This is a genomic window from Streptomyces sp. NBC_00620 (assembly GCF_026341825.1).
Lineage (GTDB): Bacteria > Actinomycetota > Actinomycetes > Streptomycetales > Streptomycetaceae > Streptomyces.
Map to the genome: position 1 here is coordinate 1,975,315 of NZ_JAPENY010000001.1, position 24,127 is coordinate 1,999,441.

Below are 24,127 nucleotides of genomic sequence, written 5' to 3' on the forward strand. Positions count from 1 at the left end.
GTCCTGAGGGCTTGTTCGGCTGTCTGGCGGGCCGTCAGCCGATGACGCCGCCGAAGAGGCCGCCGTGTGCCATGCCAAGGAAGAAGCCGACGGCCGCGGCACCGAGACCCAGGATCAGCCCGAAGCGCTCCCGTGTCGTCTCCGAGATGAACTGTCCGCCGGCGCCGGTGAGGATGCCCAGCAGCCCTGTCCAGGAGCTGATCAGATGCAGGCTGTGGAACTGGGCCGTGATGAAGGCCGTCGCCCCGAGCACCAGGGTCAGCCCGACCAGAGTGTCCTGGAGGGGATGGGGCTTGTGGTCGGTGGCGAGCAGGGAACCGACGGTGTTGGGTCGCAATGTCTGTGCCATAAGGCACCTCCTGCGGAAGGCGGCGCATCGTAGCGCCATACACACCCGATGTGTACAGATTGACGCTCAACCCGGTCGGATTTCAACCGGAAGCCCGTGTGCGGGTACTCTGTACTCTCTGCACCGGTGTCTGCCCAGGCCAAGGCCAGGTCACGACAGGGAATCCCGCTCGGTTCGCCGATGGGAGCCCGATTGTCAGTGGCGGCCGATACCGTTGCGTACGCATCACAACCCTCCTGCCACGGAACGACCGTGGCCGCTGAGTCCAAAGGAGGTGGGTTCCACATGCGTCACTACGAAGTGATGGTCATCCTCGACCCCGATCTCGAAGAGCGCGCTGTCTCTCCGCTGATCGAGAACTTCCTCTCCGTCGTCCGTGAGGGCAACGGAAAGGTCGAGAAGGTCGACACCTGGGGCCGTCGTCGTCTGTCCTACGAGATCAAGAAGAAGCCTGAGGGCATCTACTCGGTCATCGACCTGCAGGCCGAGCCTGCGGTCGTCAAGGAGCTCGACCGACAGATGAACCTGAACGAGTCGGTCCTCCGGACCAAGGTCCTCCGTCCCGAGACCCACTGAGCTCTCCAGCTCAGCTGATCTCGGGCATCGAGTAGCAGCACTAGCAGCCAGCAGCAAACCCGCCGAGAGGTACCCCCATGGCAGGCGAGACCGTCATCACGGTCGTCGGCAATCTTGTCGACGACCCCGAGCTGCGCTTCACCCCTTCCGGTGCGGCGGTCGCGAAGTTCCGTGTCGCGTCCACCCCCCGCACCTTTGACCGTCAGACCAATGAGTGGAAGGACGGCGAAAGCCTGTTCCTGACCTGCTCGGTCTGGCGTCAGGCGGCTGAGAACGTCGCCGAATCGCTTCAGCGAGGCATGCGCGTCATCGTGCAGGGCCGGCTGAAGCAGCGGTCCTACGAGGACCGTGAGGGCGTCAAGCGCACGGTCTACGAACTGGACGTCGAGGAAGTCGGCGCCAGCCTGAAGAACGCCACGGCCAAGGTCACCAAGACCACGGGTCGCGGCGGCCAGGGCGGTTACGGCGGCGGCGGCGGTGGCGGCGGCCAGCAGGGCGGCGGCTGGGGCGGAAGCTCCGGCGGCGGTCAGCCTCAGGGTGGCGGCGCTCCCGCCGAAGACCCCTGGGCGACCAGCGCTCCTGCCGGTGGCAGCCAGGGCGGCGGTGGCGGTGGTGGCGGCTGGGGCGGAAGCTCCGGCGGCGCGACCGGCTCCAGCGGCTCCGGCGGCGGCTACTCGGACGAGCCCCCCTTCTAAGGGGCGGGCTCGCACCCCAACTTCTTGATCACACAGGAGAAACACCATGGCGAAGCCGCCTGTGCGCAAGCCTAAGAAGAAGGTCTGCGCATTCTGCAAGGACAAGGTCACGTACGTGGACTACAAGGACACGAACATGCTGCGGAAGTTCATTTCCGACCGCGGCAAGATCCGTGCCCGCCGCGTGACCGGCAACTGCACGCAGCACCAGCGTGACGTCGCCACGGCTGTGAAGAACAGCCGTGAGATGGCGCTGCTGCCCTACACCTCCACCGCGCGATAAGGGAAGGGTGACTGACATATGAAGATCATCCTCACCCACGAGGTCTCTGGCCTCGGTGCCGCGGGCGACGTCGTTGACGTCAAGGACGGTTACGCTCGCAACTACCTGATCCCGCGGAACTTTGCGATCCGCTGGACCAAGGGCGGCGAGAAGGACGTCGAGCAGATTCGTCGTGCTCGCAAGATCCACGAGATCGCGACCATCGAGCAGGCCAACGAGATCAAGGCCCGCCTCGAAGGCGTGAAGGTCCGTCTGGCCGTTCGCTCCGGCGACGCCGGCCGTCTCTTCGGTTCCGTCACCCCGGCCGACATCGCCTCGGCGATCAAGGCTTCCGGTGGCCCCGAGGTCGACAAGCGCCGCATCGAGCTGGGCGCGCCGATCAAGACCCTGGGCGCCCACGCGACGTCCGTGCGTCTGCACCCCGAGGTTGCCGCCAAGGTCAACATCGAGGTCGTCGCGGCCTGACCGCTGCGCTCGGCATAGCTGAGAGAAGGGCCGCACCCCAACGGGGTGCGGCCCTTCTTCGTTCCGCGAGAGCGCGGTTTGGTTTCGCTCAGATGCGACGCCTCTTGGTTTCACGTGAAACGAGGGCGCCGTCGCGCTGGCGGACGTTTCACGTGAAACGTTCAGCGCGTGGCGCCCGTGACGATCCAGCGCCCCGAGCGGGAACGCAGCCACAAGGTCATCATCCGGATCGTCATCATCAGCGTCATCGCTCCCCAGAGCGCGGTCAGGCCGCCACCGAGTACGGGTACGAGCAGTGCCACGGGAGCGAAGACCAGCAGCGTGAGCAGCATTGCCCACGCAAGATACGGCCCGTCCCCTGCGCCCATGAGGACTCCGTCCAGTACGAAGACGATCCCGCTGATGGGCTGGGACACGGCGACCAGCAGCAGGGCGGGCAACGCCGTGTTCTGGACGACCGAGTCGCTGGTGAACAGGGGGAGGAACAGGGGGCGGGCGGCGATGACCAACAAGCCGAGTACGACTCCCGCGGCGATTCCCCACTGGACCATGCGGCGGCAGGCCTCGCGGGCGCCCTGGGCATCGCCTGCTCCGAGATAGCGTCCGATGATGGCCTGTCCGGCGATGGCGATCGCGTCGAGTGCGAAGGCGAGCAGACTCCACAGCGACAGGATGATCTGGTGAGCGGCTATGTCGGCGTCTCCGAGACGCGCGGCCACCGCGGTGGCGATCATGAGAATCGCCCGTAGCGACAGCGTGCGCACGAGCAGGGGTGCACCGGCCTGGGCACAGGCCCGTATCCCGGCGGAGTCGGGCCGCAGTGAGGCGCCGTGCTTACGGGCGCCGCGGATGACGACGTACAGATAGGCAGCGGCCATACCGCACTGGGCGATGACGGTGCCCCAGGCCGAGCCTGCGATGCCGAGGTCGGCACCGTACACAAGACCGACGTTGAGGGCGCCGTTGGCGACGAAGCCCCCGACGGCGACGTACAGCGGGGTCTTTGTGTCCTGCAGACCACGCAGGACGCCGGTGGCGGCGAGCACGACGAGCATGGCCGGGATACCGAGCGACGAGATGCGCAGATAGGTGATGGCGTACGGGGCGGCGGTGTCAGAGGCGCCGAAGAGTTCCATCAGGGCGGGCGCCGTGGGCAGGGCGACGGCGATGACGGCTGCGCCGATCAGCAGAGCGAGCCAGATGCCGTCCATGCCTTGGCGGATCGCGGCGCGTAGATCGCCCGCGCCGACGCGGCGGGCGACGGCGGCCGTGGTGGCGTAGGCGAGGAAGACGAAGACGCCGACGGCCGTCATGAGGAGGGCTGAGGCGATGCCTAGGCCGGCCAGTTGCGCGGTGCCGAGATGGCCGACGATCGCGGTGTCGGCCATCAGGAAGAGTGGCTCGGCGACGAGTGAGCCGAAGGCCGGAACAGCCAGTGCGACGATCTCTCGGTCGTGCCGACGCCGGGCGGCCTTGGACGCCGCGGGAGCCTGTGTCATGAGCACCAATCTAATCTTCCACAGGTAAGAGATGCAATCTCGAAATGACCCTTACTTGTCGGCTGGTGCGGCGCGCCGTCGTACGCCGTTTGCAACGATCTTGGTCCGACCGGGAAAGTTTTTCTTCTGCACAGCCAGTGGACGGGAAAGATGCAGGTCAGGGCGGGTTCCTTTGGAGAGCTGAGGGCTTGTTCACAGGCCTGTCCACCGGGTCGTGCACAGGTTTTGTGGGGTTCTCCACAGCATCCGGGCCGTCGTCCACATGGCCTGTGGATAACCAGATTGGCTGACGGTGCCCGCGGGCCTAACGTGGGGCGGCGCCCACTCTCTCCTCCGTCCTCGGAAACCTCACAAAACCGACGCGTCAGAACCGGAGTTGGGCCTCTTGGTTGTCAGTGCCGTGCCGTAGAAATGAAGGGCACGGCTAGGTCCGCTCAGCGGACGGGAGGAGGTGGCTCGGTGAGTATTTCCGAGCCCTTGGACGACCCGTGGGCGGCCGACAGCGGCCCCAGTGATCGTCTGCCCCCCTCCCGGCAGCGCCGAGACGGTGGCCGGAGCCGCGACGAGCAGCACGACCGCGACCGGGACAGCGGTTCATGGGAAGGCGGAGGTTCGGCCTTCGAGCGCGTACCGCCGCAGGATCTGGACGCCGAGCAGTCGGTTCTCGGCGGCATGCTCCTCTCCAAGGACGCCATCGCCGATGTCGTGGAGGTTCTCAAGGGCCACGACTTCTACCGCCCGGCGCACGAAACGATCTTCCAGGCGATTCTCGACCTGTATGCGAAGGGCGAGCCCGCCGACCCCATCACGGTCGCGGCCGAGCTCACCAAACGGGGTGAGATCACCAAGGTCGGCGGCGCACCGTATCTGCACACCCTGGTGCAGACGGTCCCGACCGCGGCGAACGCCGAGTACTACGCGGAGATCGTGCACGAGCGCGCGGTCCTGCGCCGCCTGGTCGAGGCGGGGACGCGCATCACGCAGATGGGATACGCGGCGGACGGCGACGTCGATGAGATCGTCAACAGCGCCCAGGCCGAGATCTACGCGGTCACCGAGCAGCGCACCACCGAGGACTATCTGCCGCTCGGCGACATCATGGAGGGCGCGCTCGACGAGATCGAGGCGATCGGGTCCCGGTCGGGGGAGATGACCGGGGTGCCGACCGGCTTCACCGACCTCGACTCGCTCACCAACGGTCTTCACCCTGGCCAGATGATCATCATCGCTGCCCGTCCCGCCATGGGTAAGTCGACGCTGGCCCTGGACTTCGCGCGGGCCTGCTCGATCAAGCACAACATGCCCAGCGTGATCTTCTCGCTCGAAATGGGCCGTAACGAGATCGCGATGCGTCTGCTGTCGGCCGAGGCGCGTGTGGCCCTGCACCACATGAGGTCCGGCACGATGACCGACGAGGACTGGACCCGGCTCGCACGCCGTATGCCGGACGTCTCCGCCGCCCCGCTCTACATCGACGACTCGCCGAACCTGTCGATGATGGAGATCCGCGCCAAGTGCCGACGCCTCAAGCAGCGCGCCGATCTGAAGCTCGTGGTCATCGACTATCTGCAGCTGATGCAGTCGGGCGGCAAGAGATCCGAGAGCCGCCAGCAGGAGGTCTCCGACATGTCGCGAAACCTGAAGCTGCTGGCCAAGGAGCTGGAGCTGCCGGTGATCGCGCTGTCTCAGCTCAACCGTGGCCCCGAGCAGCGCACTGACAAGAAGCCCATGGTCTCCGACCTGCGCGAGTCCGGATCGATCGAGCAGGACGCGGACATGGTGATCCTGCTGCACCGTGAGGACGCGTACGAGAAGGAGTCACCGCGCGCCGGCGAGGCGGACATCATCGTGGGCAAGCACCGTAACGGGCCGACGGCCACGATCACGGTGGCCTTCCAGGGCCACTACTCGCGCTTCGTGGACATGGCGCAGACCTGATCCGATCCCTCGTCGACCTGGCTCAACCTGGTTCCGATACCTCGCTGGGTCTCGGAGCGTCGGATAAATGTGCTCGACGTGCGATGCCGGGCCGGGTGGACTGGGGGCATGACGACACCTCAGGAAGAGTTGCTTCCCGCCACGCGCCGGGCTCTGCTGCACCGTATCGCCGTCGCTCAGGCCGAAGGACGGGCGCCGTCGCTGGTTGCTTCGGTGGTCCGGGCCGGAGAGACGGTCTGGACCGGAGCGCGGACCTCGGTGGACGGGCATGGGCCGGACGAGAACGTGCAGTACCGGATCGGTTCCATCACCAAGACCTTCACCGCCGTACTGGTGCTGAGGCTGCGTGACGAGGGAGTGCTGGATCTCGGCGACCCCCTGGAGAAGCATCTGCCGGGCACCGGCGCGGGGGAGGCCACCATTGCCGAACTGCTCGCGCACACGGCGGGGTTGGCCGCCGAGTCGCCCGCTCCCTGGTGGGAGCGCACGCCTGGCTCACTGCGCCCCGAACTGGCCGACGTGCTGGGCGAGCGGCCCTTCCGGCATCCGGTCGGGCGACGGCACCACTACTCGAACCCCGGTTACACGCTGCTGGGAGCGCTGGTCGAGGAGCTGCGGGGCGCCCCCTGGGAAGAGGTGCTGCGGCGCGAGGTGCTCGAGCCGCTCGGACTCAGCCGTACCAGCGGGCGACCGGTGGCGCCGCACGCGGGCGGGTGGGCCGTCCATCCCTGGGCGGACGTGATGTTGCCGGAGCCGGCCGAGGACCTTGGCCGTATGGCGCCGGCCGGACAACTCTGGTCCACCACTGGGGACTTGGCGCGCTTCGCGGTCTTCCTCGTCCAGGGTGACGACCGGGTGCTGAGTGCGGAGTCCGTACGGGAGATGCGGACGCCCGCCGCGCCGCCCGAGACGGCGGACCTGGCCGCAGGTTCCGCGTACGGCCTGGGTATGCAGATCGTGCATCGTGACGGACGGACCCTTGCCGGACATTCCGGTTCCCTGCCGGGCTTCCTCGCCAGTTTGATGTTCGGGGTGGAGGACGACGTGGCGGCGGTGGTGCTGGCCAACTGCACCTCGGGACTGCCCGTGTTGACCCTTGCCACAGACCTTGTACGGATCGTGGCGGAGGCCGAACCCGGGATCCCTGAGCCCTGGCGTCCGCTGCCCGAAGTGGACCGGGTTGTACTGGAGTTGGCGGGACAGTGGTACTGGGGGACTTATGCCTTCGGGCTGCGGCTGGTGGCCGACGGGGGTGTTTCGCTCGAGCCGTTGACCGGCACGGGGCGGGGCGCACACTTCCGGGCGAACGGCGACGGTACCTGGACGGGACTCGACGGCTACTACGCCGGAGAGCTTCTACGGGCCCTGCGACGCCCTGACGGCTCCCTGAGCCACCTCGACCTCGGGTCGTTCACCTTCACGCGTCAGCCGTACGACGAGGGGGCTCCTGTGCCGGGTGGGGTGGACCCCGACGGCTGGCGAGGGTTCCGGTAGGGGCGGTCGCGACGAGAGGGGGTCTGTTTCACGTGAAACAGACCCCCTCTCGCGTATACCGGAGCCTCAGAGCGGCAGTTTGAAGCCCACGTGTGAGGCGGTGAAGCCGAGTCGCTCGTAGAAGCGGTGTGCGTCGGTACGCGTGACGTCGGAGGTCAGCTGGACCAACTGGCAGTCCTGGCGCCGGGATTCGTCGATCGCCCACTCGATGAGCCGGGTGCCGAGGCCGCCGCCACGTTCGTCGGCGTGGACACGTACGCCCTCGATGATCGAGCGGGTCGCTCCCTTGCGGGACAGCCCGGGAATCACCGTGAGCTGAAGCGTGCCGACGACGCGACCGCTGCGCACCGCGACGACGACGTGCTGGTTCGCGTCGCCGCTGAGGCGTGCCAGGGCGGCGAGATACGGGGTGAGGTCGTCCGGTGACTCCCGCTCGGCGCCCAGCGGGTCGTCCGCGAGCATCGCGACGATGGCGGGGACGTCGTCCGAGACGGCAGCTCGTATTTCAAGATCTCCCATGGCCGCACTCTACGAGCGCGGGCTCACTGACTGCGCACCGCCTACGCGGGCACGCTCGCCGATTCCACGACCCGGACCAGTGGGGCCAGCTCGGGGTTCCTGGCCGCCTCGTCGAGCGCCTCGCGCAAGGCGGCGTCATTGGTGGGCCGCGCCTCTTCGAGGAGTGTGAGGCCTGCCTCGCTGACGTTCGTGTAGATGCCACGGCGATCGGTCGGGCACAGGTAGCGCGCGAGCAGGCCGCGGTCCTCGAGCCGGGTGACGAGCCGGGTGGTGGCGCTCTGACTGAGGACGACCGCATCCGCGACCTGCTTCATCTGCAGATGACCGCCCTCACCGTCGTGCTGCCGGCTGAGCACGTCGAGCAGGGAGTACTCCCGCGCGCTCAGGCCGTGCTTGACCTGCAGGGCGCGCTCGATGTGGGCCTCGATCCTCCCGTGCAGCAGGGAGAGAGCGCACCAGCCCTGTGCGAGGGCGGTGAGCGCGGGGTCCGTGGCTGTCATGGCGTTTTCCTCCGTCCCGGAGCGGCTGAAACCCAGGATAGAGCACAAGCGCAATAGCCCGCTGTTGCATGTAGCCCGCGTCTGCAACTATTGTTGGCGCACGTAAAGCGCTCCTGCAATCGTCTGGGAAGGTGTACCCCACCATGCCTCTCGCGCTTCTGGCCCTCGCGATCGGGGCCTTCGGAATCGGAACCACCGAGTTCGTGATCATGGGTGTGCTGCCCGAGGTCGCCGGTGACTTCGGTGTCTCCATCCCCACCGCCGGACTGCTGGTGACCGGCTACGCCCTCGGCGTGGTGATCGGTGCCCCGATCATGACCGCGCTCGGCACCAAGGTGCCCCGCAAGCGGATGCTGATGCTGCTGATGGGGCTGTTCGTGCTCGGCAACCTGCTCTCCGCCGTCGCCCCGGCCTTCGGGCTGATGCTGGTGGGCCGCGTGGTCGCCTCCCTCGCCCACGGTGCGTTCTTCGGCATCGGCTCAGTGGTCGCCGCCGAACTGGTCGCCCCGGAGAAGAAGGCCGGTGCGATCGCCATGATGTTCAGCGGTCTGACCGTCGCCAACGTGGTCGGCGTTCCGCTGGGCACGATGATCGGGCAGTCCGCCGGCTGGCGCGTCACCTTCGCGGGCGTCGCAGCACTTGGCGTGATCGGGCTCCTGGGTATCGCCAAGCTGGTCCCCGAACTGCCGAAGCCCGAAGGCGTGCGCCTCCGTCACGAGCTGGCCGCCTTCAAGAACGTCCAGGTCCTGCTGGCCATGGCGATGACGGTGCTCGGGTTCGGCGGCGTCTTCGCGGCCATCACCTACATCGCGCCGATGATGACGCACGTCGCGGGCTTCGCCGACGGTTCCGTCACCTGGCTGCTGGTCCTCTTCGGCCTCGGCATGGTCGGCGGGAACCTGATCGGCGGCAAGTTCGCGGACCGGGCTCTGATGCCGATGCTGTACGTGTCCCTGGGCGGCCTCGCCGTGGTGCTCGCCCTGTTTACCTTCACCGCACACAACAAGATCCTCGCGGCCGTCACGATCGCGCTGATCGGAGCCCTCGGTTTCGCCACCGTGCCGCCGCTGCAGAAGCGCGTCCTCGACCAGGCGCACGGCGCCCCCACGCTGGCCTCGGCCGTCAACATCGGCGCCTTCAACCTCGGCAACGCTCTTTCGGCCTGGCTCGGCGGCATCGTCATCGCCGCGGGCATGGGCTACACCGCCCCCAACTGGGTCGGCGCCGTCCTCGCCGCGAGCGCGCTCGTCCTCGCGGTCCTCTCGGCCGCCCTGGAGCGCCGCGCTAGCGCCCGCAGCACCGTCATCGCCGGCGGCGCGCGCGCCGAACAGCGGACCGCCATCCACCACTGACCGGGTCGAGCCCGGGCGCGGGGCCAGGGCCGTCCCCGCGCCCTCTCGACTCAGAGCCACCTGGTTCGACTCAGCACCCGCTACAAGGAGAAACACCCTCATGAGCACCACCACTGCCGTCGCCCCGCTGACCATCGAGGACGCCGAGATTCTCGTCACCGCGGCCCGCCGTGCCGCCGAAGCCGCCGGAGTCCGGGTCAGCGTCACCGTCCTTGACGCGGGCGGTCACCTGCTGGCCTTCCGCCGCGACGACCGGGCCGTGCTGATCTCCGGCGAGACCAGCACCCGCAAGGCCTACACGGCGCTCCAGCTGGACTCCGCCACCGCGGACCTCGTCGAGTTGGTCCAGCCCGGCGGCATCTTCCACACCCTGCCCACCGCCCTGGACCGTCCGCTCCTGTTCATCGCGGGCGGCGTACCGGTCCACCGCGACGGCCGCCTGATCGGCGCGATCGGGGTCGGCGGCGGTGCGCCGGACCAGGACCACGGCTTCGCCGCAGCCGCGGTCGAGGCGCTCGCCTGATCGCGCCTCAACGCAGAAGCGCCGGTCCCCGACATCTCCGGGGGACCGGCGCTTCCCCTATCGGCTTCCAGGGCGCCGACCGCTAACCGGCAGCCACCGTCAGGGGAGCGAACCGTCGTGTCCAGTCCCCGGGCAGCTCCGAGATCCCGTACGCCATCACCGCGTTGAAGCCGGCGGACGCGAGACCCTGCTCCTTCACCCAGGACAGCAGCTCTTCGTGCCGTACGTCGATGTCGGTGCGCAGGGGACGGTCGGTGTGGGCGGCCAGCGAGGCGATGAGCGCCTTCGCCGTCTCCGTGTCACGGGCGATCAGCGGGCCCACGACGTGGTTGTCCATGTTGGGCCAGGCGGCCGCGTATCCGCTGATCCGGTCGCCGTCCTCGGCGACGCGCAGCTGGTCGGAGAAGGCGGGCAGCCGAGTGATCACATGGGTGCGGTCACATCCGAAGACCTCCTCGTCGAGCCGGAGGATCGCGCTCAGGTCCTCGGCCGTGGCCGGGCGTGTGAAGACCTTGGGCTTCGGCCCGCCGGCCGTGAAGTGCCCGCGGACCATCTCGGCCCGGCCGATGGTCTTGAAGCCCATCCCCTCGTAGAGCGGACGGCCGTACGGGGTCGCGTGCAGCGTCAGTGGAGTGGTGGCCATTTCCTCGACGACATGCCGCATCAGCCGCCGGCCGACTCCCCGGCGGGCGTGCCGTTCGGCGACGAGCACCATGCCGATTGCGCTCAGATCGGGGCGCTCCCGCGGTCCGTAGTCGGTCACGACGCAGGCGGTGACAAGACCGCCGTCGGGGTCGTCGATGCCATATCCCGTTCCGGCCGTGAGGAGGAGGCGCCACTTGTGTTCCTCACGGGGCCAGCCCCGGTCCTCGGACAAGTCGGCGCAGGCGGTGAGATCGCGAGGCGTCAGACGACGGATGGGCAGAGCGGCGAGGGAAGGTGTCGACACGCAGGTCAGGCTGTCCGACCCGCACCCGTGACGTCCACTTGTTTGCGGGTAGACGTACGCGCTTTTGGCCATGCCGTACCCAACCGCACAGCGTATGGACAGATGTTTCACGTGAAACAGCGGGGGATCCGCAGACGCTCGCCTCGGTGGGGAGAGGGCGGTACGACTAACCTCGGCGGACATGGCGCGACTTCATCTTTTCGACCTCGACGGAACCCTGCTGTACGGAAGTTCCGCACCGGTGGAGATCTCACGGCAGCTCGGGCTGGAGGCCGAGACCGTGGCGCTCGATCAGGAGATCTCCGCGGGGCGCATAGGCCCTCCCGAGTACGCGGCGCGCGTGCACGCTCTGTGGACGGAGCTCACGGACGTACATGTGACCGCGGCCTTCGAGAGCGCGCCGTGGTTGTCCGGCATCGAGGACGTCTGGGCGGAGATCCGGGGTGACGGCGACTACTGCGCCGTCATCTCGCTGTCGCCCTCCTTCTTCGTGGAACGGCTTACAGCCTGGGGAGCGCATGCGGCGTACGGCTCGCGCTTCCCTGACGTGCCCTTTACAAAGCCGGTGGATCCGGCGGGGATTCTCAGTGCTGCGGCCAAAGTGCAGATCGCGGACCGGCTCTGTGAAGAATTCGGGGTGAGCCGGGCCGACTGTGTGGCCTATGGCGACTCACTGTCGGACAGAGATCTGTTCGGCGCCGTACCGGTATCCGTAGCGGTCAACGCGGATCTCCATCTGACGGGGCTGGCCACCCACTCCTATGTGGGTCTGGATCTGTGGGATGCCTATGAATTGGTCCGTCGCGTCGGTAATTGAGGCAATTGATGCTCTGTCCCCGTCAATTCGCGCTGAAGGAAGCGGGGACTTGTGCCCGGGGCGGCTGCCGGTATGGTCGAGTCCGGTTCGCGTCCGCCGTGATGTACGCATGTCACGTGGCGGCACGAACGCAGGCCAATGCAGCCTAACGGGACGGAGAGATCGAAGACCCGCATTTTCCGTTATGCGGCCGGGCGTTGGCTCGGGATGGGACTCTGCGGTGAGAGCACTGCGGTCAATGTCACATTCTCGCCTACTTGTCCGTACGGAGCGGGAATCCGGGTTCAATGTGGCCGCATTGACCGACGGGGACTGAACCGGGAAAGAAAGCTAGCCGTCTGCGGGGGAAAGCAGGCATCTTCCGATCGCGGAGGTGCGCAGACCGACCGAAAGATGTTCGAGGCGAGGCACACCCATGGACGCTCCGACCACCACGTCGGCCGACAACGGCACTTCCGGCGGCAACGGCGGGGGCGGCTGGTTCACGCCGCGCAAGGATCCGGCACCGACGCCTGCCGGCGGTGAGCAGGAGCCGGAGGGGAGCCGTCTGGCCGCGCTGCGGCCGGTAGGGCGGCCGACCGAGAGCAGGGCGACGGACGGGAGTCGTGCCGGGCGTGGTCCCGGAGCCGGCGAGAGCTCACCCCCGCGGGAGCGAATACGGACCGTCGAGCCCTCGCAGACTGCTCACGCCCCGCGCCCTGAGGCCCCACCCGTCGCGGCGGCGCACCGCGAGCAGGAGCCCGAACCCGAAGCCGTACGACCGCACACGGCCCCTGCACGGCTCGAAGTCGTACGACCGCAGGCAGCCCCCACGCAGCCCGAACCCGGCCCTCTGCAGCCCAGGCACGGCTCTCCCCGGGCCGACCACGGCGCTGCGCAGGCCGGCCACGGCTCTCCGCGGCCCCAACCCGTCCCGGAGGAGCCCGCCCTCGCGCCGGAGCCGCGTGTGCCCGCTCAGAGTTCCGTGCCCACTCCTGAGGCGTCACCGGACGCCGTACTGATCCGCCGGACCATGGCCGAAGTCGGCTCCGTCGCCGACAAGGTCACGTCGTACTTCTACGCGCTGCTCTTCGTGCGTCACCCCGAACTGCGGTCGCTGTTCCCCGCCGCGATGGACACCCAGCGGGACCGGCTGCTCAAGGCGCTGCTGACGGCCGCCGAGCACATCGACAACACCGAGGTCCTTGTCGCGTATCTGCAGAACCTCGGCCGTGGACACCGCAAGTACGGCACCCGGCCCGAGCACTACCCGGCCGTCGGGGAGTGCCTGATCGGTTCGCTCAGCCGGTTCGCCTCGGCGATCTGGGACCCCGAGACCGAGGCGGCCTGGGTCCGCGCGTACACGACGATCTCCCAGGTCATGATCGACGCGGCGGCCACGGACGAACTGCGAGCCCCGGCCTGGTGGTACGCCGAAGTGGTCTCGCACGATCTCAGAACCCCGGACGTCGCGGTCATCACCGTCCGGCCCGACCAGCCGTACCCCTTCCTCGCCGGGCAGTACACGAGCCTGGAGACGCCGTGGTGGCCGAGGATCTGGCGCCACTACTCGTTCGCCTCGGCGCCCCGCTCCGACGGGCTGCTGTCGTTCCATGTGAAGGCGGTTCCGGCGGGCTGGGTGTCCAACGCCCTGGTGCACCGCGCCCGGCCCGGCGACACCATCCGCCTCGGCCCGCCGACCGGTTCGATGACCGTCGACCACACCACCGACAGCGGACTGCTCTGTGTGGGCGGCGGCACCGGCATAGCGCCCATCAAGGCGCTGGTCGAGGATGTCGCCGAACACGGGGAGCGGCGCCCGGTCGAGGTCTTCTACGGCGCTCGCACCGATCACGATCTGTACGACATCGACACGATGCTGCGGCTCCAGCAGAGTCACCCGTGGCTCGCCGTACGCCCGGTCGTCGACCAGCAGGCCCATCTGCAACTGCCCGATGCCATACGTGAGTACGGGCCCTGGAACGAGTACGACGCCTACCTCTCGGGTCCGCCCGGGATGATCCGCAGCGGGGTGGACGCCCTCATGGACGTCGGTATCCCGTCGGACCGCATACGTCACGACTCGGTGGAGGAGCTCGTCGCGGCCGGGGACTGACCCCGGGCCCGCATCGGCCGGGTGTCAGCCCAGATCTGGCGCGTGCATCGCCCGTACACCCTCGATGTTCCCGTCGAGATAGTGCCGCAGGGACAGCGGTACGAGGTGGACGGACGCGATGCCGACCCGGGTGAACGGAACCCGCACGATCTCGTACTCGCCGCAGGGCTCGTCCATTTCGGGGCCGTGCCGCAGCGCGGGATCCATGGACTCCAGACGGCAGACGAAGAAGTGCTGCACTTTCACGCCGGTCGCGCCGCCGTCGTCGCCGATGTGCTCGACGGTGTCGACGAAGCAGGGCACCACATCGATGACCTTGGCGCCGAGTTCCTCGTGCACTTCACGGTGGAGCGCGTCGACGACAGTCGTGTCCTCCGGTTCGACCCCGCCACCCGGTGTGAGCCAGTAGGGGTCGACGCCGGGCTTGGTGCGCTTGATGAGGATCAGGTCGTCGCCATCGAGCAGGATGGCCCGGGCGGTGCGCTTGACCACGGGTCGGACGGTCATGGGAGGAATGTGGCCCGGTTGGTTCCACGTGAAACATCGTGAAGCCGCGAAGGCGTCAGGAGAGAGCTCAGGAAGGGCGCCAGGAAGGGCGTAAGGAAGGGCCTCACGACCAGTCGGCCGCGGCGCGAAGGAGCCACTCATGCGCCCGGGCGATGTGCGGCATGGCCAGGGTGCCGGTGCGGACCACCAGAAAGTACGTACGCAGCGGGGGCACCGCCGGATCGAGGAGCGCCACGACATCGCCGCGCTCCAGGGCGGCGGCGCACAGATACCGGGGCAGCACGGTGACGCCCGCACCAGAGGCGGCGCAGGCGAGCACCGCGCGGAGATCGGGCACTACGACGGTGCCTGAGGCAGCCGGACGGCAGTCGAAGACGGAGGCCCAGTAACGGGCGACGAGCGGCAGGGACTCGTGCACCTCGACGACGGGGAAGTTCTCCAGCGCATGGGCGCCCTTGCGGCGCAGCTTGCCCGGACCGATGCGGTCGGCCCAGCGCGGGGCGGCGACCAGGACGTGTTCCTCGTCGCAGAGCGGAGTCGCGGTGAGCAGCGCGCCGCGCGGTTGGGCTGTGGTGATGGCCAGATCATGGTGTCCGGCGGCGAGCCCCTCCAGGGTCTCCTCGGTGTTGCCGAAGGAGGCGCGTAGCGCGAAACCCTGGCCGTCGTCGCCCGTCAGCTCCGTCAGCGCGGGCAGGGCCCGTTCGGCGGTGAACTCCGGTGGCCCGGCGAGGTGCAGGGTGCGTAAGGAGGAGTCCTCGTCGAGCCCGGTCTCGGCGATCTCCACCAGGGCATCGAGATGTGGTGCGGCCTTGTGGGCGAGCTCGTCGCCGATGGTCGTGGGGGTCACCCCGCGGGCCTGACGCAGGAAGAGGGGCCTCCCCAACTGCCGCTCCAGTGCGCGGATCTGTGAGGTGACGGCCGGCTGCGAGAGTCCGAGCAGCGCGGCGGCGCGGGTGAAGGAACCGGCCCGGTGCACGGTCACAAACGTGCGCAGCAGCGCCAGATCCATGGTGCCCCTCCCCTCCCACCACCCCCGACAGAGGCCTAACTATAAATAAGTCGATAGGTCGCTGTCGCTACTGTGATTGGACACTGACACAGAGTCAACTAGCCTTGTTCGCGCGGTTCTTCGCGCGCAGAACCGGGACGGTCCGAGCCACGAGGGGGGAGGCTCGGACCGTCCGTTGTACGTAGCGACGCACCAAGACCGGCAGGCCGGACGGTCGGGACCGGCTGCTTATCGGCTGCTCAGGAAGAGTCCGGTCCGCGGACGGGTGAAGCTCAGTCCTCGGACTCGTCGAGCGCCCGCAGCACGTCCGCCACCAAATCCTCGGGATCTTCCGCGCCGGCGGAGAAACGGATGAAGCCCTCGGGCACCGCGTCGCCGCCCCACCGCCCGCGTCGTTCGGCCGTCGACCGCACTCCGCCGAAGCTCGTCGCGTCGTCCACCAGACGCAGCGCGTCGAGAAAACGGTCGGCACGCGCGCGCGTGGGCAGCGTGAAGGACACCACGCACCCGAAGCGTCGCATCTGCTGCGCGGCGATCTTGTGCGAGGGGTCGTCGGGCAGTCCCGGATAGCGCAGCCCGGTCACCTCGGACCGGTTCCGCAGCGCCTCGGCGATCGTCAGGGCGTTGGCGGTCTGCCGGTCGGCGCGCAGCTGGAGCGTGGCGAGCGAGCGATGCGCGAGCCATGCCTCCATGGGCCCGGGGATCGCGCCGACCACCTTCCGCCAGCGCCGTACGGGAGCCATCAGAGCTGCGTCGCGCGCGGTGACGTATCCCAGGAGGATGTCGCCGTGCCCGGTGAGCATCTTGGTGCCGCTGGCCACGGAGAAGTCGGCGCCCAGCTCCAGCGGGCGCTGCCCGAGCGGAGTGGCGAGGGTGTTGTCGACGGCGACGAGGGTGCCCTGCGCGTGTGCCGCCGCGACGAGCCGCCGTATGTCGCACACGTCGAGACCCGGGTTCGACGGAGTCTCGATCCACAGCAGTTTCGCGCCGTCGAGTACGTCGAGCTGGGCGTCGCCGCCGGTCGGGGCGGTGCGTACCTCGATGCCGTACGCCGTCAGCTGCTCGCGCACCAGCGGCAGCACCTGGTAGCCGTCGTCGGGCAGTACCACGATGTCGCCGGCACGCAGCTGTGAGAAGAGCGTTGCCGAGATGGCGGCCATGCCCGAGGGGAAGGCGAGCGTCTCGACGCCGTCCTGACCGGGGGCCTCCAGCTCGCCGATGGCGCGTTCCAGGAGTGTCCAGGTCGGGTTCTCGTCGCGGCCGTAGGTGTACGGGCCCGTGGGCTCCCCCGGCAGATGGAAGTGCGCGGCGAAGACCGGGCCCGGGAGCGTCGGCTCGTACTTGACGGGTTCGGGCAGCCCGGCCCGCACCGCGCGGGTGCCGTCACCGCTTCCCGTGACGAAATCCTCTGACGTCATGCCGCCCGTCCTTCCACTCGGTCCTGCACGGTGGCGAGCAGCCCGAGGCTCGCCGCCTCCACCATCTCAAGACACTCCTCGAAGCCGTCCATACGTCCGTAATACGGATCGGGAACGTCCGGGTCGGGGCCGGCGGCAGGGTCGTAGGAACGCAGCAGCCGGACCTTCTCCGCGTCCTGGGGAGTGGGCGCGAGCTGACGCAGCGCCTTGAGATGGCCGGAGTCGAGGGCGATGACGAGGTCGAGGCGGGCGAACCAGGAGGCGTGGAACTGCCGGGCCGTATGGTCGCCCTCGTAGCCGTTCGCCTCCAGCACGGCGACGGTGCGCGGGTCGGCGCCGTCGCCCTCGTGCCAGCCGCCCGTGCCCGCGCTGTCGACCTCGACCAGGCCGTCGAGCCCGGCCTCGGTTATGCGGGCGCGGAAGACGGACTCGGCCATCGGGGAGCGGCAGATGTTGCCTGTGCAGACGAAGCAGACGCGATAGGTCATGGGGTGTACTCAGTCCTTGCCGTCGGGCAGGACGACGTTGAGCGCCCAGGACACGATCGAGATGATCAGGCCGCCCAGGACCGCGGTCCAGAAGCCGTCGACGTGGAAACTCAGGTCGAGCTTGTCGGCCAGCCATGAGGTGAGCAGCAGCATCAGGGCGTTGACCACCAGGGTGATCAGACCGAGCGTGAGGATGAAGAGCGGGAAGGTCAGCACCTTCACGAGGGGCTTGACCAGGAAGTTCACCAGGCCGAACACCAGTGCCACGAGCAGAAGTGTGCCGATCTTCTTCCAGGTGTTGTCACCGGTCAGGGTGATCTTGTCCAGCACCCAGACGGCGATGGCGAGGGCCCCCGCGTTGGCGATCGTCTTGACTACGAAATTCTTCATGTGTCTGATCGTGGCAGAAGAGATCGACTGGCGAGCGCGGCTGTGGACAGAGCAGACGGCGTACGAGAGCGGACGAGGACGATGAAGGCATTCCGGCTGGATGAACTGGAGGCGGAACGCGCCGCCAACGACGGCGCCTACCTGCAGTTTCTGCGCGAGCGGAACATGTCGGTCGGCCTCTACGCGCTCGACGCGGGCGATCAGGACCCGCAGCGGCCGCACCAGCAGGACGAGGTGTACTTCATCGTGAGCGGACGTGCCTCGATCACGGTCGGCCTGGAGACCACGCAGGTGGCGCGCGGCAGCGTCGTCTACGTACCCGCGGGGGTCGCCCACAAGTTCCATCACATCACCGAGGACCTGCGGGTTCTGGTGGTGTTCTCTCCGCCCGAGAGCTGACCTCCGTCTCAGGGTTCCCTAGGGGAACGGTCAGGGAGGAACAAGGGATGCGAGGCCTCCGCCGGGCCTCTCCCGGCCCTAGCATCGAGTGCGAGACATCAGAGAACCCGGAATCAGTGCCCCGGACTTGGGGCGACGGGCGGAGAGGCAAGGACAAGGGCGATGCGAGAGATCTTCAACGGGATGCCGTGGTGGGTGAAGTGGGTCGCGGTGCCGGTCATCGCCCTCGTGGTGTTCGGCGGCCTGATAGCGACCGTCGTCGGCTTCGTCATCGGTCTGCTCTTCAAGGCGCTGATCTTCGTCGCGCTGGTCGGCGGACTGATCTACGTCGTGCGGAAATTCACGACGAGCTCGTCGTCGCGCAGCGACTGGTGAGGCGTGAGTGACGCGTGAGCGGGCGAGCGATCGGTAACGGGTGAACCCGTAAAGGGAAGCCGAGGTTCCCTCGGGCGAGGGAAGTTTTCCGGCGGGGCCGTCTGCGAGCGGTGGCGGGCGGTTAAAGTCCGGAAGCTCGACGCGGGGTCGACCCCGCGGGCAGCGCACACTTCCCTCCCGTGTCCCCCCGCACGGGCGGTTCCCCTCGCGCTCAGGGAGTGCCCCTTGGCCACGGTTGACACCGCACCCGCAACCTCGCACGCTGCACCCGTCCAGCGATCCGGCGCTCCCGCTGGGTCACGCGTCCCGCCGGCCCAGCCACGCACATCGCCCGCAGAGGCGCACCTGGCACAGGCTTCGCCGGCAGAGGCGCACGGCGCAGGGGCCCCGACCGCCGAGGCAGACACTCCGCCAGCGGGGACGCGGACCCCGCCCGAGGCCGCACACGCCCTGCTCTCGGGGTCACGAACGCCCCCGGCAGAGGCCGCGCCCCTGGAGCCGCACCCCACGACCCTCATCGGCTCCGTGCAGCGGGCGATGCGCCTTCTGGAGGCCGTCTCGGCGCGCGAGCACGGAGCGCCCGCCAAGCAACTGGCCCGGGAGGCAGGACTCGCGCTGCCGACGGCGTACCACCTGCTGCGCACTCTGGCCCACGAGGGCTATCTACGCCGCGAGAAGGGGCTGTTCTTCCTCGGCGAGGCCGCCGAGCGGTTGAGCAGCAGCGGGGCCCAGCAGAAACGTCGCAGCACGATGAGCGACGCGCTCGCACACTGGCGCGATTCGATCGGTGTACCGGTGTACTACGCGACGTACCGCGACGGCGAGATCGAGATCATGTGCGTCGCCGACAGCCCGGGCAATCCCGCGGTCGAGGAGTGGGCCGACTTCCGTGAGACCGGGCACGCCCACGCGATCGGGCAGTGCCTGTTGTCGCAGCTGGACGAGAAGGCCCGCAGGGATCACCTCGACCGCTATCCAGTGCAGTCGATCACTCCGTACACGGTGCGCGACAGCGACAGCCTGTTGCGGCGCCTGGAGCGCGTCGGCCGGATGGAGCCCGTGATCGAACGGCAGGAGTACGCGCTGGGCACGGTCTGCGCTGCGATTCCCATCACGGCCGGTACCACCGCGTCGACCATGGCCATCTCCGTACCGTCGCATCAGGCCGACCGACTGCTCCCCGCCGCGCGCCGGTTGCAGGGCGAAATCGGCAGGCTGCTAGGGACACTCGCCATCTCTATCAGTATCTGAAAACTCACTCCTTGTGATCTGCCGTGTACGTTGAGCAAGATTTCAGCAGTGTCAGGGGGACTATTCCTGGCCAGTCGACGGCAAACGGCGGGGTAGGCGATGCGCGAGTCGGTGCAGGCAGAGGTCATGATGAGCTTCCTCGTGTCGGAGGAGCTTTCCTTCCGCATTCCGGTGGAGCTGCGATACGAGACCTGTGATCCGTATGCCGTGCGGCTGACCTTTCATTTGCCCGGTGACGCGCCCGTGACCTGGGCGTTCGGGCGGGAGTTGCTGGTCGACGGCGTGGGCCGGCCGTGTGGCGACGGTGATGTGCACATCGCGCCCGCCGACCCGGACGCGTTCGGCGAGGTGCTGATCCGGCTTCAAGTGGGCGGCGATCACGCGCTGTTCCGGTCCGGGGCGGCGCCGCTCGTGGCGTTCCTCGACCGTACGGACAAGCTCGTGCCGCTCGGGCAGGAGCGTTCCCTCGCGGACTTCGACACACATCTCGACGAGGCGCTGGACCGCATCCTGGCGGAGGAGCAGAGCGCGGGCTGAAGCGCCTTCGATGCCCCCATGTGGAGTAACGCTTCCTCAAGTGGTCACGGTCTCGGCCACCGGAACTCGGCACGAGCGGACGGGCCGCGGGACCGGGCCAAGTCGTCGGAGCGCCGGGCGACTTCAGTGCTTGCGGCGGCGACCTTTCCCGCTCCGTACCGGCGTCCTGGCCCCCACCGGCTCAGTAGGGGCGGTGGGAGCCTCCGGTCGGCCGGCCGGAGCCCCGGGGCGGTCGGCCGAGACCACCAGGGCGGCCAGCAGGGTGGTGACCGGTACCGCGGCGACCAGGCCGATCGAGCCGACCAGCGTGCGCACGATCTCCTCGGCGACCAGTTCGCTGTTGGCGACCGTGCCCACGCTGCTCTCCGCGATCGAGAAGAGCAGCAGCAGCGGCAGCGCCGCGCCCGCGTACGCCAGGACGAGCGTGTTGACGACCGAGGCGATGTGGTCGCGGCCGATGCGGATGCCCGCGCGGTACAGCCCGCGCCAGCCCATCGAAGGGTTCGCCTCGTGCAGTTCCCAGACCGCGGAGGTCTGCGTCACCGTCACGTCGTCGAGCACACCGAGCGAACCGATGATGATGCCCGCGAGCAGCAGACCGCTCATGTCGATGGACGGATACAGGCCGTGGATCAGACCGGTGTTGTCGTCGGTGTTCCCGGTGAGCGACGCCCAGTCGATGAACCCGGAGCCGAGCAGCCCGATCAGCAGCAGCGAGAGCAGCGTGCCGATCACCGCCACCGAGGTCCGGGCCGACAGGCCATGGCACATGTAGAGCGCGATCAGCATGATGGCGCTGGATCCGACGACCGCCACGACCAGCGGGTTCGAGCCCTGCAGGATCGCGGGCAGGATGAAGAGCGTCAGGATCATGAAGCTGACGGCCAGCGCGATCAGCGCCATGACGCCGCGCATCCGCCCCACGACCACGACGACCAGCGCGAAGATCCCGGCGAGCACCGTCATCGGGATCCTGCGGTTCACATCGGTGACCGAGTACTGCAAGTCCTTGGGCGCGGAGGGCTCGTACGCGACCACGACCTTCTGGCCCTCGTGCAACTGGCGTGACTGGTCCGGCTGGACGATCTCGGTGAACGTACGGCCCTTGTCGTCGCCGGTGTCGACCCGGATCGTCGCCTTCTTGCAGTCGCCCGTCGCCTGCTGCTGCGCGGAGGAGCCCTCGGCGGTGGAGGTGTCGCCGGTCGGGGTCTCCCCCGAGGCGTTCACGGAATCGCAGTCCACCTTGTCGACCTTGGTGACCGTCGCCTGCTGGGTCTGCCGGTCGAAACCGACACCGGTGCGCTCGTGCCCCGGGGCGCCGCCCGGCCAGAGCACCACGAGACCCACGACGACCGCGGCGGCGAAGGGGATCAGCACCGCGCCGATGACCTTGCGCAGATGCTTGGAGACGGGAGCGGCGGGGCCATGGCTGTGACTGTGCGAGTGTCCGTGGCCGTCGCCCGGTCCGTGCCCACCACCGGACCCCTGCCCGCCGCCCGGCCTTTGACCGTCGCCGGGTCCTCCGCCGCCCGGACCGTGTCCGTGGCCGTCGCCGGGACCATGTCCGTGGGGCGGCTCGGACGGCGGAATCGGGGGCTGCTGCATCGTGGTCACCGACCGATCATCGCAAGAACGGACAGGGCCCACTGTTCAGCGCGCCCGATGTGACGCTAGCGTGGAGGCACCTTTGCACACGCGGGAGCTCGGAGCACCGGGCTGAGAGGGCGCTGACCTTCGTCGTAGCGATGTTTCACATGAAACATCGGCAGACGGAAGCCGCTGCGTCGACCGCCGAACCTGTTACCGGGTAATGCCGGCGTAGGGAGTAGGTCTCATGACCAACAAGGACGCACGCACGCCTGCCTCCAGCCAGACGGACGGGGTTTCCGCACCGTCCCAGAACGGCGAGGCCGGGCAGTCCATCGGCTGGCACAAGGCGTATGTCGGGGGTTCGCGCCCCGACCTGCGGGTGCCGGTCCGTCAGGTGCACCTCACCAACGGGCAGTCCGTCACGCTGTACGACACCTCCGGCCCGTACACCGATCCGACCGTCGACACCGATGTGCGCCGGGGTCTGGCGCCGCTGCGCGAGAACTGGATCATCGCCCGCGGCGACACCGAGGAGTACGCGGGCCGCCCGCTCCGCCCCGAGGACGACGGGATCAAGCACACCTCACCGCGCGGAGGTCTCCGCAACCTCGACGCGGTCTTCCCGGGGCGGCCGCGCCAGCCGCGCCGGGGCCGCTCCGGACTGGCTGTGACACAGCTCGCGTACGCCCGTCGCGGCGAGATCACGCCCGAGATGGAGTTCGTGGCGGTCCGCGAGAACGTGGACGCCGAGGTCGTACGCGAGGAGATCGCCGCAGGACGCGCGGTGCTGCCCGTGAACGTCAACCACCCGGAGATCGAGCCGATGATCATCGGCAAGCGGTTCCTGGTGAAGGTCAACGCCAACATCGGCAACTCCGCGGTCACCTCCTCGATCGAGGAGGAGGTGGACAAGATGACCTGGGCCACGAAGTGGGGCGCCGACACGGTCATGGACCTGTCCACCGGCCGCAACATCCACACCACCCGCGAGTGGGTGCTGCGCAACTCCCCCGTCCCCATCGGCACGGTTCCGCTCTACCAGGCGCTGGAAAAGGTGGACGGCCGCGCCGAGGAGCTGACCTGGGACATCTACAAGGACACGGTCATCGAGCAGGCCGAGCAGGGCGTGGACTACATGACGGTCCACGCGGGCGTGCGCCTGCCGTTCGTGCCGCTGACCGCGAACCGCAAGACCGGCATCGTCTCGCGCGGCGGCTCGATCATGGCGGCCTGGTGCCTGGCGCACCACCAGGAGAGCTTCCTCTACGAGAACTTCGAGGAGCTCTGCGAGATCCTCGCGGCGTACGACGTCACCTACTCGCTCGGCGACGGGCTGCGGCCCGGGTCGATCGCGGACGCCAACGACGCGGCGCAGTTCGCGGAGTTGAGGACGCTCGGGGAACTCAACACGATCGCGAAGCGTTTCAATGTTCAGACCATGATCGAAGGCCCGGGACATGTCCCGATGCACAAGATCAAGGAGAACATCGACCTTCAGCAGGAGATCTGTGATGAAGCTCCGTTCTATACGCTCGGCCCGCTGACGACGGACGTCGCGCCTGCGTACGACCACATCACCTCCGGCATCGGTGCCGCGATGATCGCCTGGTGGGGCACGGCCATGCTCTGCTACGTCACGCCCAAGGAGCACCTGGGCCTGCCCAACCGTGACGACGTCAAGACCGGCGTCATCACCTACAAGATCGCCGCCCACGCAGCCGACCTCGCCAAGGGGCACCCAGGTGCGCAGGTATGGGACGACGCGCTGTCCGACGCCCGCTTCGAGTTCCGCTGGGAGGACCAGTTCAACCTGGCCCTCGACCCGGACACGGCACGGGAGTTCCACGACGAGACACTGCCGGCCGAACCGGCCAAGACGGCCCACTTCTGCTCCATGTGCGGGCCGAAGTTCTGCTCCATGAAGATCTCGCACGACATCCGACGCGAGCACGGAGGCACGCAGACGGAGATCGAGGAGGGTATGGCTCAGAAGTCCAAGGAGTTCGCCGCCGCGGGCAATCGGGTCTATCTGCCGTTGGCGGACTGAGGTCGCGCGTACGAGGGGTGTGGTGGCCGGGGTCGTCCGATGCGCGGAGTTGTGCGCGTATG

26 protein-coding genes and 1 riboswitch are annotated in these 24,127 nt (G+C 68.4%); of the genes, 15 read left to right on the forward strand and 11 right to left on the reverse strand.

What is annotated here, in order from left to right:
* Positions 1 to 34: 34 nt before the first annotated feature.
* The gene (locus tag OG246_RS09055; protein ID WP_266458455.1) at positions 35 to 349 is read right to left on the reverse strand and encodes a hypothetical protein; all 315 of its coding nucleotides are present in this window, start codon (positions 347 to 349) and stop codon (positions 35 to 37) included.
* A 285-nt stretch (positions 350 to 634) separates the two neighbouring features.
* On the opposite strand from OG246_RS09055, the gene rpsF reads away from it, so the two are divergent.
* The 4 genes from rpsF (at position 635) to rplI (ending at position 2,368) form a co-directional block, all read left to right on the forward strand.
* Positions 635 to 925, forward strand: a complete 291-nt coding sequence (gene rpsF / locus OG246_RS09060; RefSeq protein WP_006604399.1) for a 30S ribosomal protein S6 — start codon at positions 635 to 637, stop codon at positions 923 to 925.
* 77 nt (positions 926 to 1,002) lie between these two features.
* Complete coding sequence (locus OG246_RS09065; protein WP_266458474.1) at positions 1,003 to 1,620, forward strand: single-stranded DNA-binding protein; 618 nt, start codon at positions 1,003 to 1,005, stop codon at positions 1,618 to 1,620.
* A gap of 46 nt (positions 1,621 to 1,666) precedes the next feature.
* Complete coding sequence (rpsR, locus tag OG246_RS09070; protein ID WP_003949403.1) at positions 1,667 to 1,903, forward strand: 30S ribosomal protein S18; 237 nt, start codon at positions 1,667 to 1,669, stop codon at positions 1,901 to 1,903.
* An 18-nt stretch (positions 1,904 to 1,921) separates the two neighbouring features.
* Positions 1,922 to 2,368 carry a 50S ribosomal protein L9 gene (gene rplI, locus OG246_RS09075; RefSeq protein ID WP_266458477.1) on the forward strand — a complete coding sequence of 149 codons (447 nt, stop codon included), beginning with the start codon at positions 1,922 to 1,924 and terminating at the stop codon, positions 2,366 to 2,368.
* 161 nt (positions 2,369 to 2,529) lie between these two features.
* On the opposite strand, the gene OG246_RS09080 is transcribed toward rplI, so the two are convergent.
* Positions 2,530 to 3,867 (reverse strand): MATE family efflux transporter, encoded by a 1,338-nt coding sequence (locus tag OG246_RS09080; protein WP_266458480.1) that lies wholly within the window; start codon positions 3,865 to 3,867, stop codon positions 2,530 to 2,532.
* A 459-nt stretch (positions 3,868 to 4,326) separates the two neighbouring features.
* Here OG246_RS09080 and dnaB point away from each other — a divergent pair, with 459 nt between their 5' ends.
* Together dnaB and OG246_RS09090 are read left to right on the forward strand one after the other, a co-directional pair.
* Positions 4,327 to 5,805 (forward strand): replicative DNA helicase, encoded by a 1,479-nt coding sequence (gene dnaB, locus OG246_RS09085; protein WP_266458483.1) that lies wholly within the window; start codon positions 4,327 to 4,329, stop codon positions 5,803 to 5,805.
* A 108-nt stretch (positions 5,806 to 5,913) separates the two neighbouring features.
* A complete protein-coding gene (locus OG246_RS09090) occupies positions 5,914 to 7,299 on the forward strand; it encodes a serine hydrolase (RefSeq protein ID WP_266458485.1) in 1,386 nt (461 codons plus the stop codon).
* Positions 7,300 to 7,365: 66 nt separating this feature from the next.
* Here OG246_RS09090 and OG246_RS09095 read toward each other — a convergent pair whose 3' ends face one another.
* Positions 7,366 to 7,818, reverse strand: coding sequence for a GNAT family N-acetyltransferase (locus tag OG246_RS09095; RefSeq protein WP_266458488.1), 453 nt, complete (start codon positions 7,816 to 7,818; stop codon positions 7,366 to 7,368).
* A 41-nt stretch (positions 7,819 to 7,859) separates the two neighbouring features.
* Positions 7,860 to 8,318, reverse strand: a complete 459-nt coding sequence (locus tag OG246_RS09100) for a MarR family winged helix-turn-helix transcriptional regulator (RefSeq protein WP_266458491.1) — start codon at positions 8,316 to 8,318, stop codon at positions 7,860 to 7,862.
* A 143-nt stretch (positions 8,319 to 8,461) separates the two neighbouring features.
* Here OG246_RS09100 and OG246_RS09105 point away from each other — a divergent pair, with 143 nt between their 5' ends.
* Together OG246_RS09105 and OG246_RS09110 are read left to right on the forward strand one after the other, a co-directional pair.
* Entirely contained in the window at positions 8,462 to 9,670 is a 1,209-nt protein-coding gene (locus OG246_RS09105; RefSeq protein ID WP_266458494.1) for an MFS transporter, read from the forward strand.
* A gap of 100 nt (positions 9,671 to 9,770) precedes the next feature.
* The gene (locus OG246_RS09110) at positions 9,771 to 10,193 is read left to right on the forward strand and encodes a heme-binding protein (protein WP_266458497.1); all 423 of its coding nucleotides are present in this window, start codon (positions 9,771 to 9,773) and stop codon (positions 10,191 to 10,193) included.
* Between the two features lie 82 nt (positions 10,194 to 10,275).
* On the opposite strand, the gene OG246_RS09115 is transcribed toward OG246_RS09110, so the two are convergent.
* Positions 10,276 to 11,142: a GNAT family N-acetyltransferase gene (locus OG246_RS09115; RefSeq protein WP_266458500.1), complete on the reverse strand. Its 867-nt coding sequence runs from the start codon at positions 11,140 to 11,142 to the stop codon at positions 10,276 to 10,278.
* A 181-nt stretch (positions 11,143 to 11,323) separates the two neighbouring features.
* Between OG246_RS09115 and OG246_RS09120 the strand changes: the two genes are divergently transcribed.
* Entirely contained in the window at positions 11,324 to 11,959 is a 636-nt protein-coding gene (locus OG246_RS09120) for an HAD family phosphatase (RefSeq protein WP_266458502.1), read from the forward strand.
* Between the two features lie 415 nt (positions 11,960 to 12,374).
* Positions 12,375 to 14,054, forward strand: a complete 1,680-nt coding sequence (locus OG246_RS09125; RefSeq protein WP_266458505.1) for a globin domain-containing protein — start codon at positions 12,375 to 12,377, stop codon at positions 14,052 to 14,054.
* 24 nt (positions 14,055 to 14,078) lie between these two features.
* Here OG246_RS09125 and OG246_RS09130 read toward each other — a convergent pair whose 3' ends face one another.
* The 5 genes from OG246_RS09130 to OG246_RS09150 form a co-directional block, all read right to left on the reverse strand.
* Positions 14,079 to 14,561 (reverse strand): NUDIX domain-containing protein, encoded by a 483-nt coding sequence (locus OG246_RS09130; protein ID WP_266458517.1) that lies wholly within the window; start codon positions 14,559 to 14,561, stop codon positions 14,079 to 14,081.
* Between the two features lie 103 nt (positions 14,562 to 14,664).
* Positions 14,665 to 15,570 (reverse strand): LysR family transcriptional regulator, encoded by a 906-nt coding sequence (locus tag OG246_RS09135; RefSeq protein WP_266458520.1) that lies wholly within the window; start codon positions 15,568 to 15,570, stop codon positions 14,665 to 14,667.
* A 272-nt stretch (positions 15,571 to 15,842) separates the two neighbouring features.
* The gene (locus OG246_RS09140) at positions 15,843 to 16,988 is read right to left on the reverse strand and encodes a cystathionine gamma-lyase (protein ID WP_266458522.1); all 1,146 of its coding nucleotides are present in this window, start codon (positions 16,986 to 16,988) and stop codon (positions 15,843 to 15,845) included.
* Positions 16,985 to 17,476 carry a low molecular weight protein-tyrosine-phosphatase gene (locus tag OG246_RS09145; RefSeq protein WP_266458526.1) on the reverse strand — a complete coding sequence of 164 codons (492 nt, stop codon included), beginning with the start codon at positions 17,474 to 17,476 and terminating at the stop codon, positions 16,985 to 16,987. Before OG246_RS09145 ends, OG246_RS09140 begins: the two co-directional genes overlap by 4 nt.
* 9 nt (positions 17,477 to 17,485) lie before the next feature.
* Positions 17,486 to 17,866, reverse strand: a complete 381-nt coding sequence (locus tag OG246_RS09150) for a phage holin family protein (protein ID WP_266458529.1) — start codon at positions 17,864 to 17,866, stop codon at positions 17,486 to 17,488.
* 81 nt (positions 17,867 to 17,947) lie between these two features.
* Here OG246_RS09150 and OG246_RS09155 point away from each other — a divergent pair, with 81 nt between their 5' ends.
* The 4 genes from OG246_RS09155 (at position 17,948) to OG246_RS09170 (ending at position 20,428) form a co-directional block, all read left to right on the forward strand.
* Entirely contained in the window at positions 17,948 to 18,265 is a 318-nt protein-coding gene (locus OG246_RS09155) for a cupin domain-containing protein (protein ID WP_266458532.1), read from the forward strand.
* 162 nt (positions 18,266 to 18,427) lie between these two features.
* On the forward strand, positions 18,428 to 18,640 hold the full coding sequence (locus tag OG246_RS09160) for a DUF5326 family protein (protein WP_266458534.1): 213 nt from the start codon (positions 18,428 to 18,430) through the stop codon (positions 18,638 to 18,640).
* Positions 18,641 to 19,090: 450 nt separating this feature from the next.
* Positions 19,091 to 19,891, forward strand: coding sequence for an IclR family transcriptional regulator (locus tag OG246_RS09165; protein WP_266463993.1), 801 nt, complete (start codon positions 19,091 to 19,093; stop codon positions 19,889 to 19,891).
* A 99-nt stretch (positions 19,892 to 19,990) separates the two neighbouring features.
* Positions 19,991 to 20,428, forward strand: coding sequence for an SsgA family sporulation/cell division regulator (locus OG246_RS09170; RefSeq protein WP_266458537.1), 438 nt, complete (start codon positions 19,991 to 19,993; stop codon positions 20,426 to 20,428).
* Positions 20,429 to 20,551: 123 nt separating this feature from the next.
* Here the strand turns inward: OG246_RS09170 and OG246_RS09175 are convergent, their stop codons facing one another.
* The gene (locus OG246_RS09175) at positions 20,552 to 22,042 is read right to left on the reverse strand and encodes a YibE/F family protein (protein ID WP_266458540.1); all 1,491 of its coding nucleotides are present in this window, start codon (positions 22,040 to 22,042) and stop codon (positions 20,552 to 20,554) included.
* Between the two features lie 71 nt (positions 22,043 to 22,113).
* Positions 22,114 to 22,270, forward strand: a riboswitch (TPP riboswitch).
* On the opposite strand from OG246_RS09175, the gene thiC reads away from it, so the two are divergent.
* Positions 22,263 to 24,065 carry a phosphomethylpyrimidine synthase ThiC gene (thiC, locus tag OG246_RS09180; protein WP_266458543.1) on the forward strand — a complete coding sequence of 601 codons (1,803 nt, stop codon included), beginning with the start codon at positions 22,263 to 22,265 and terminating at the stop codon, positions 24,063 to 24,065. It overlaps the preceding riboswitch by 8 nt.
* Positions 24,066 to 24,127: the final 62 nt, after the last annotated feature.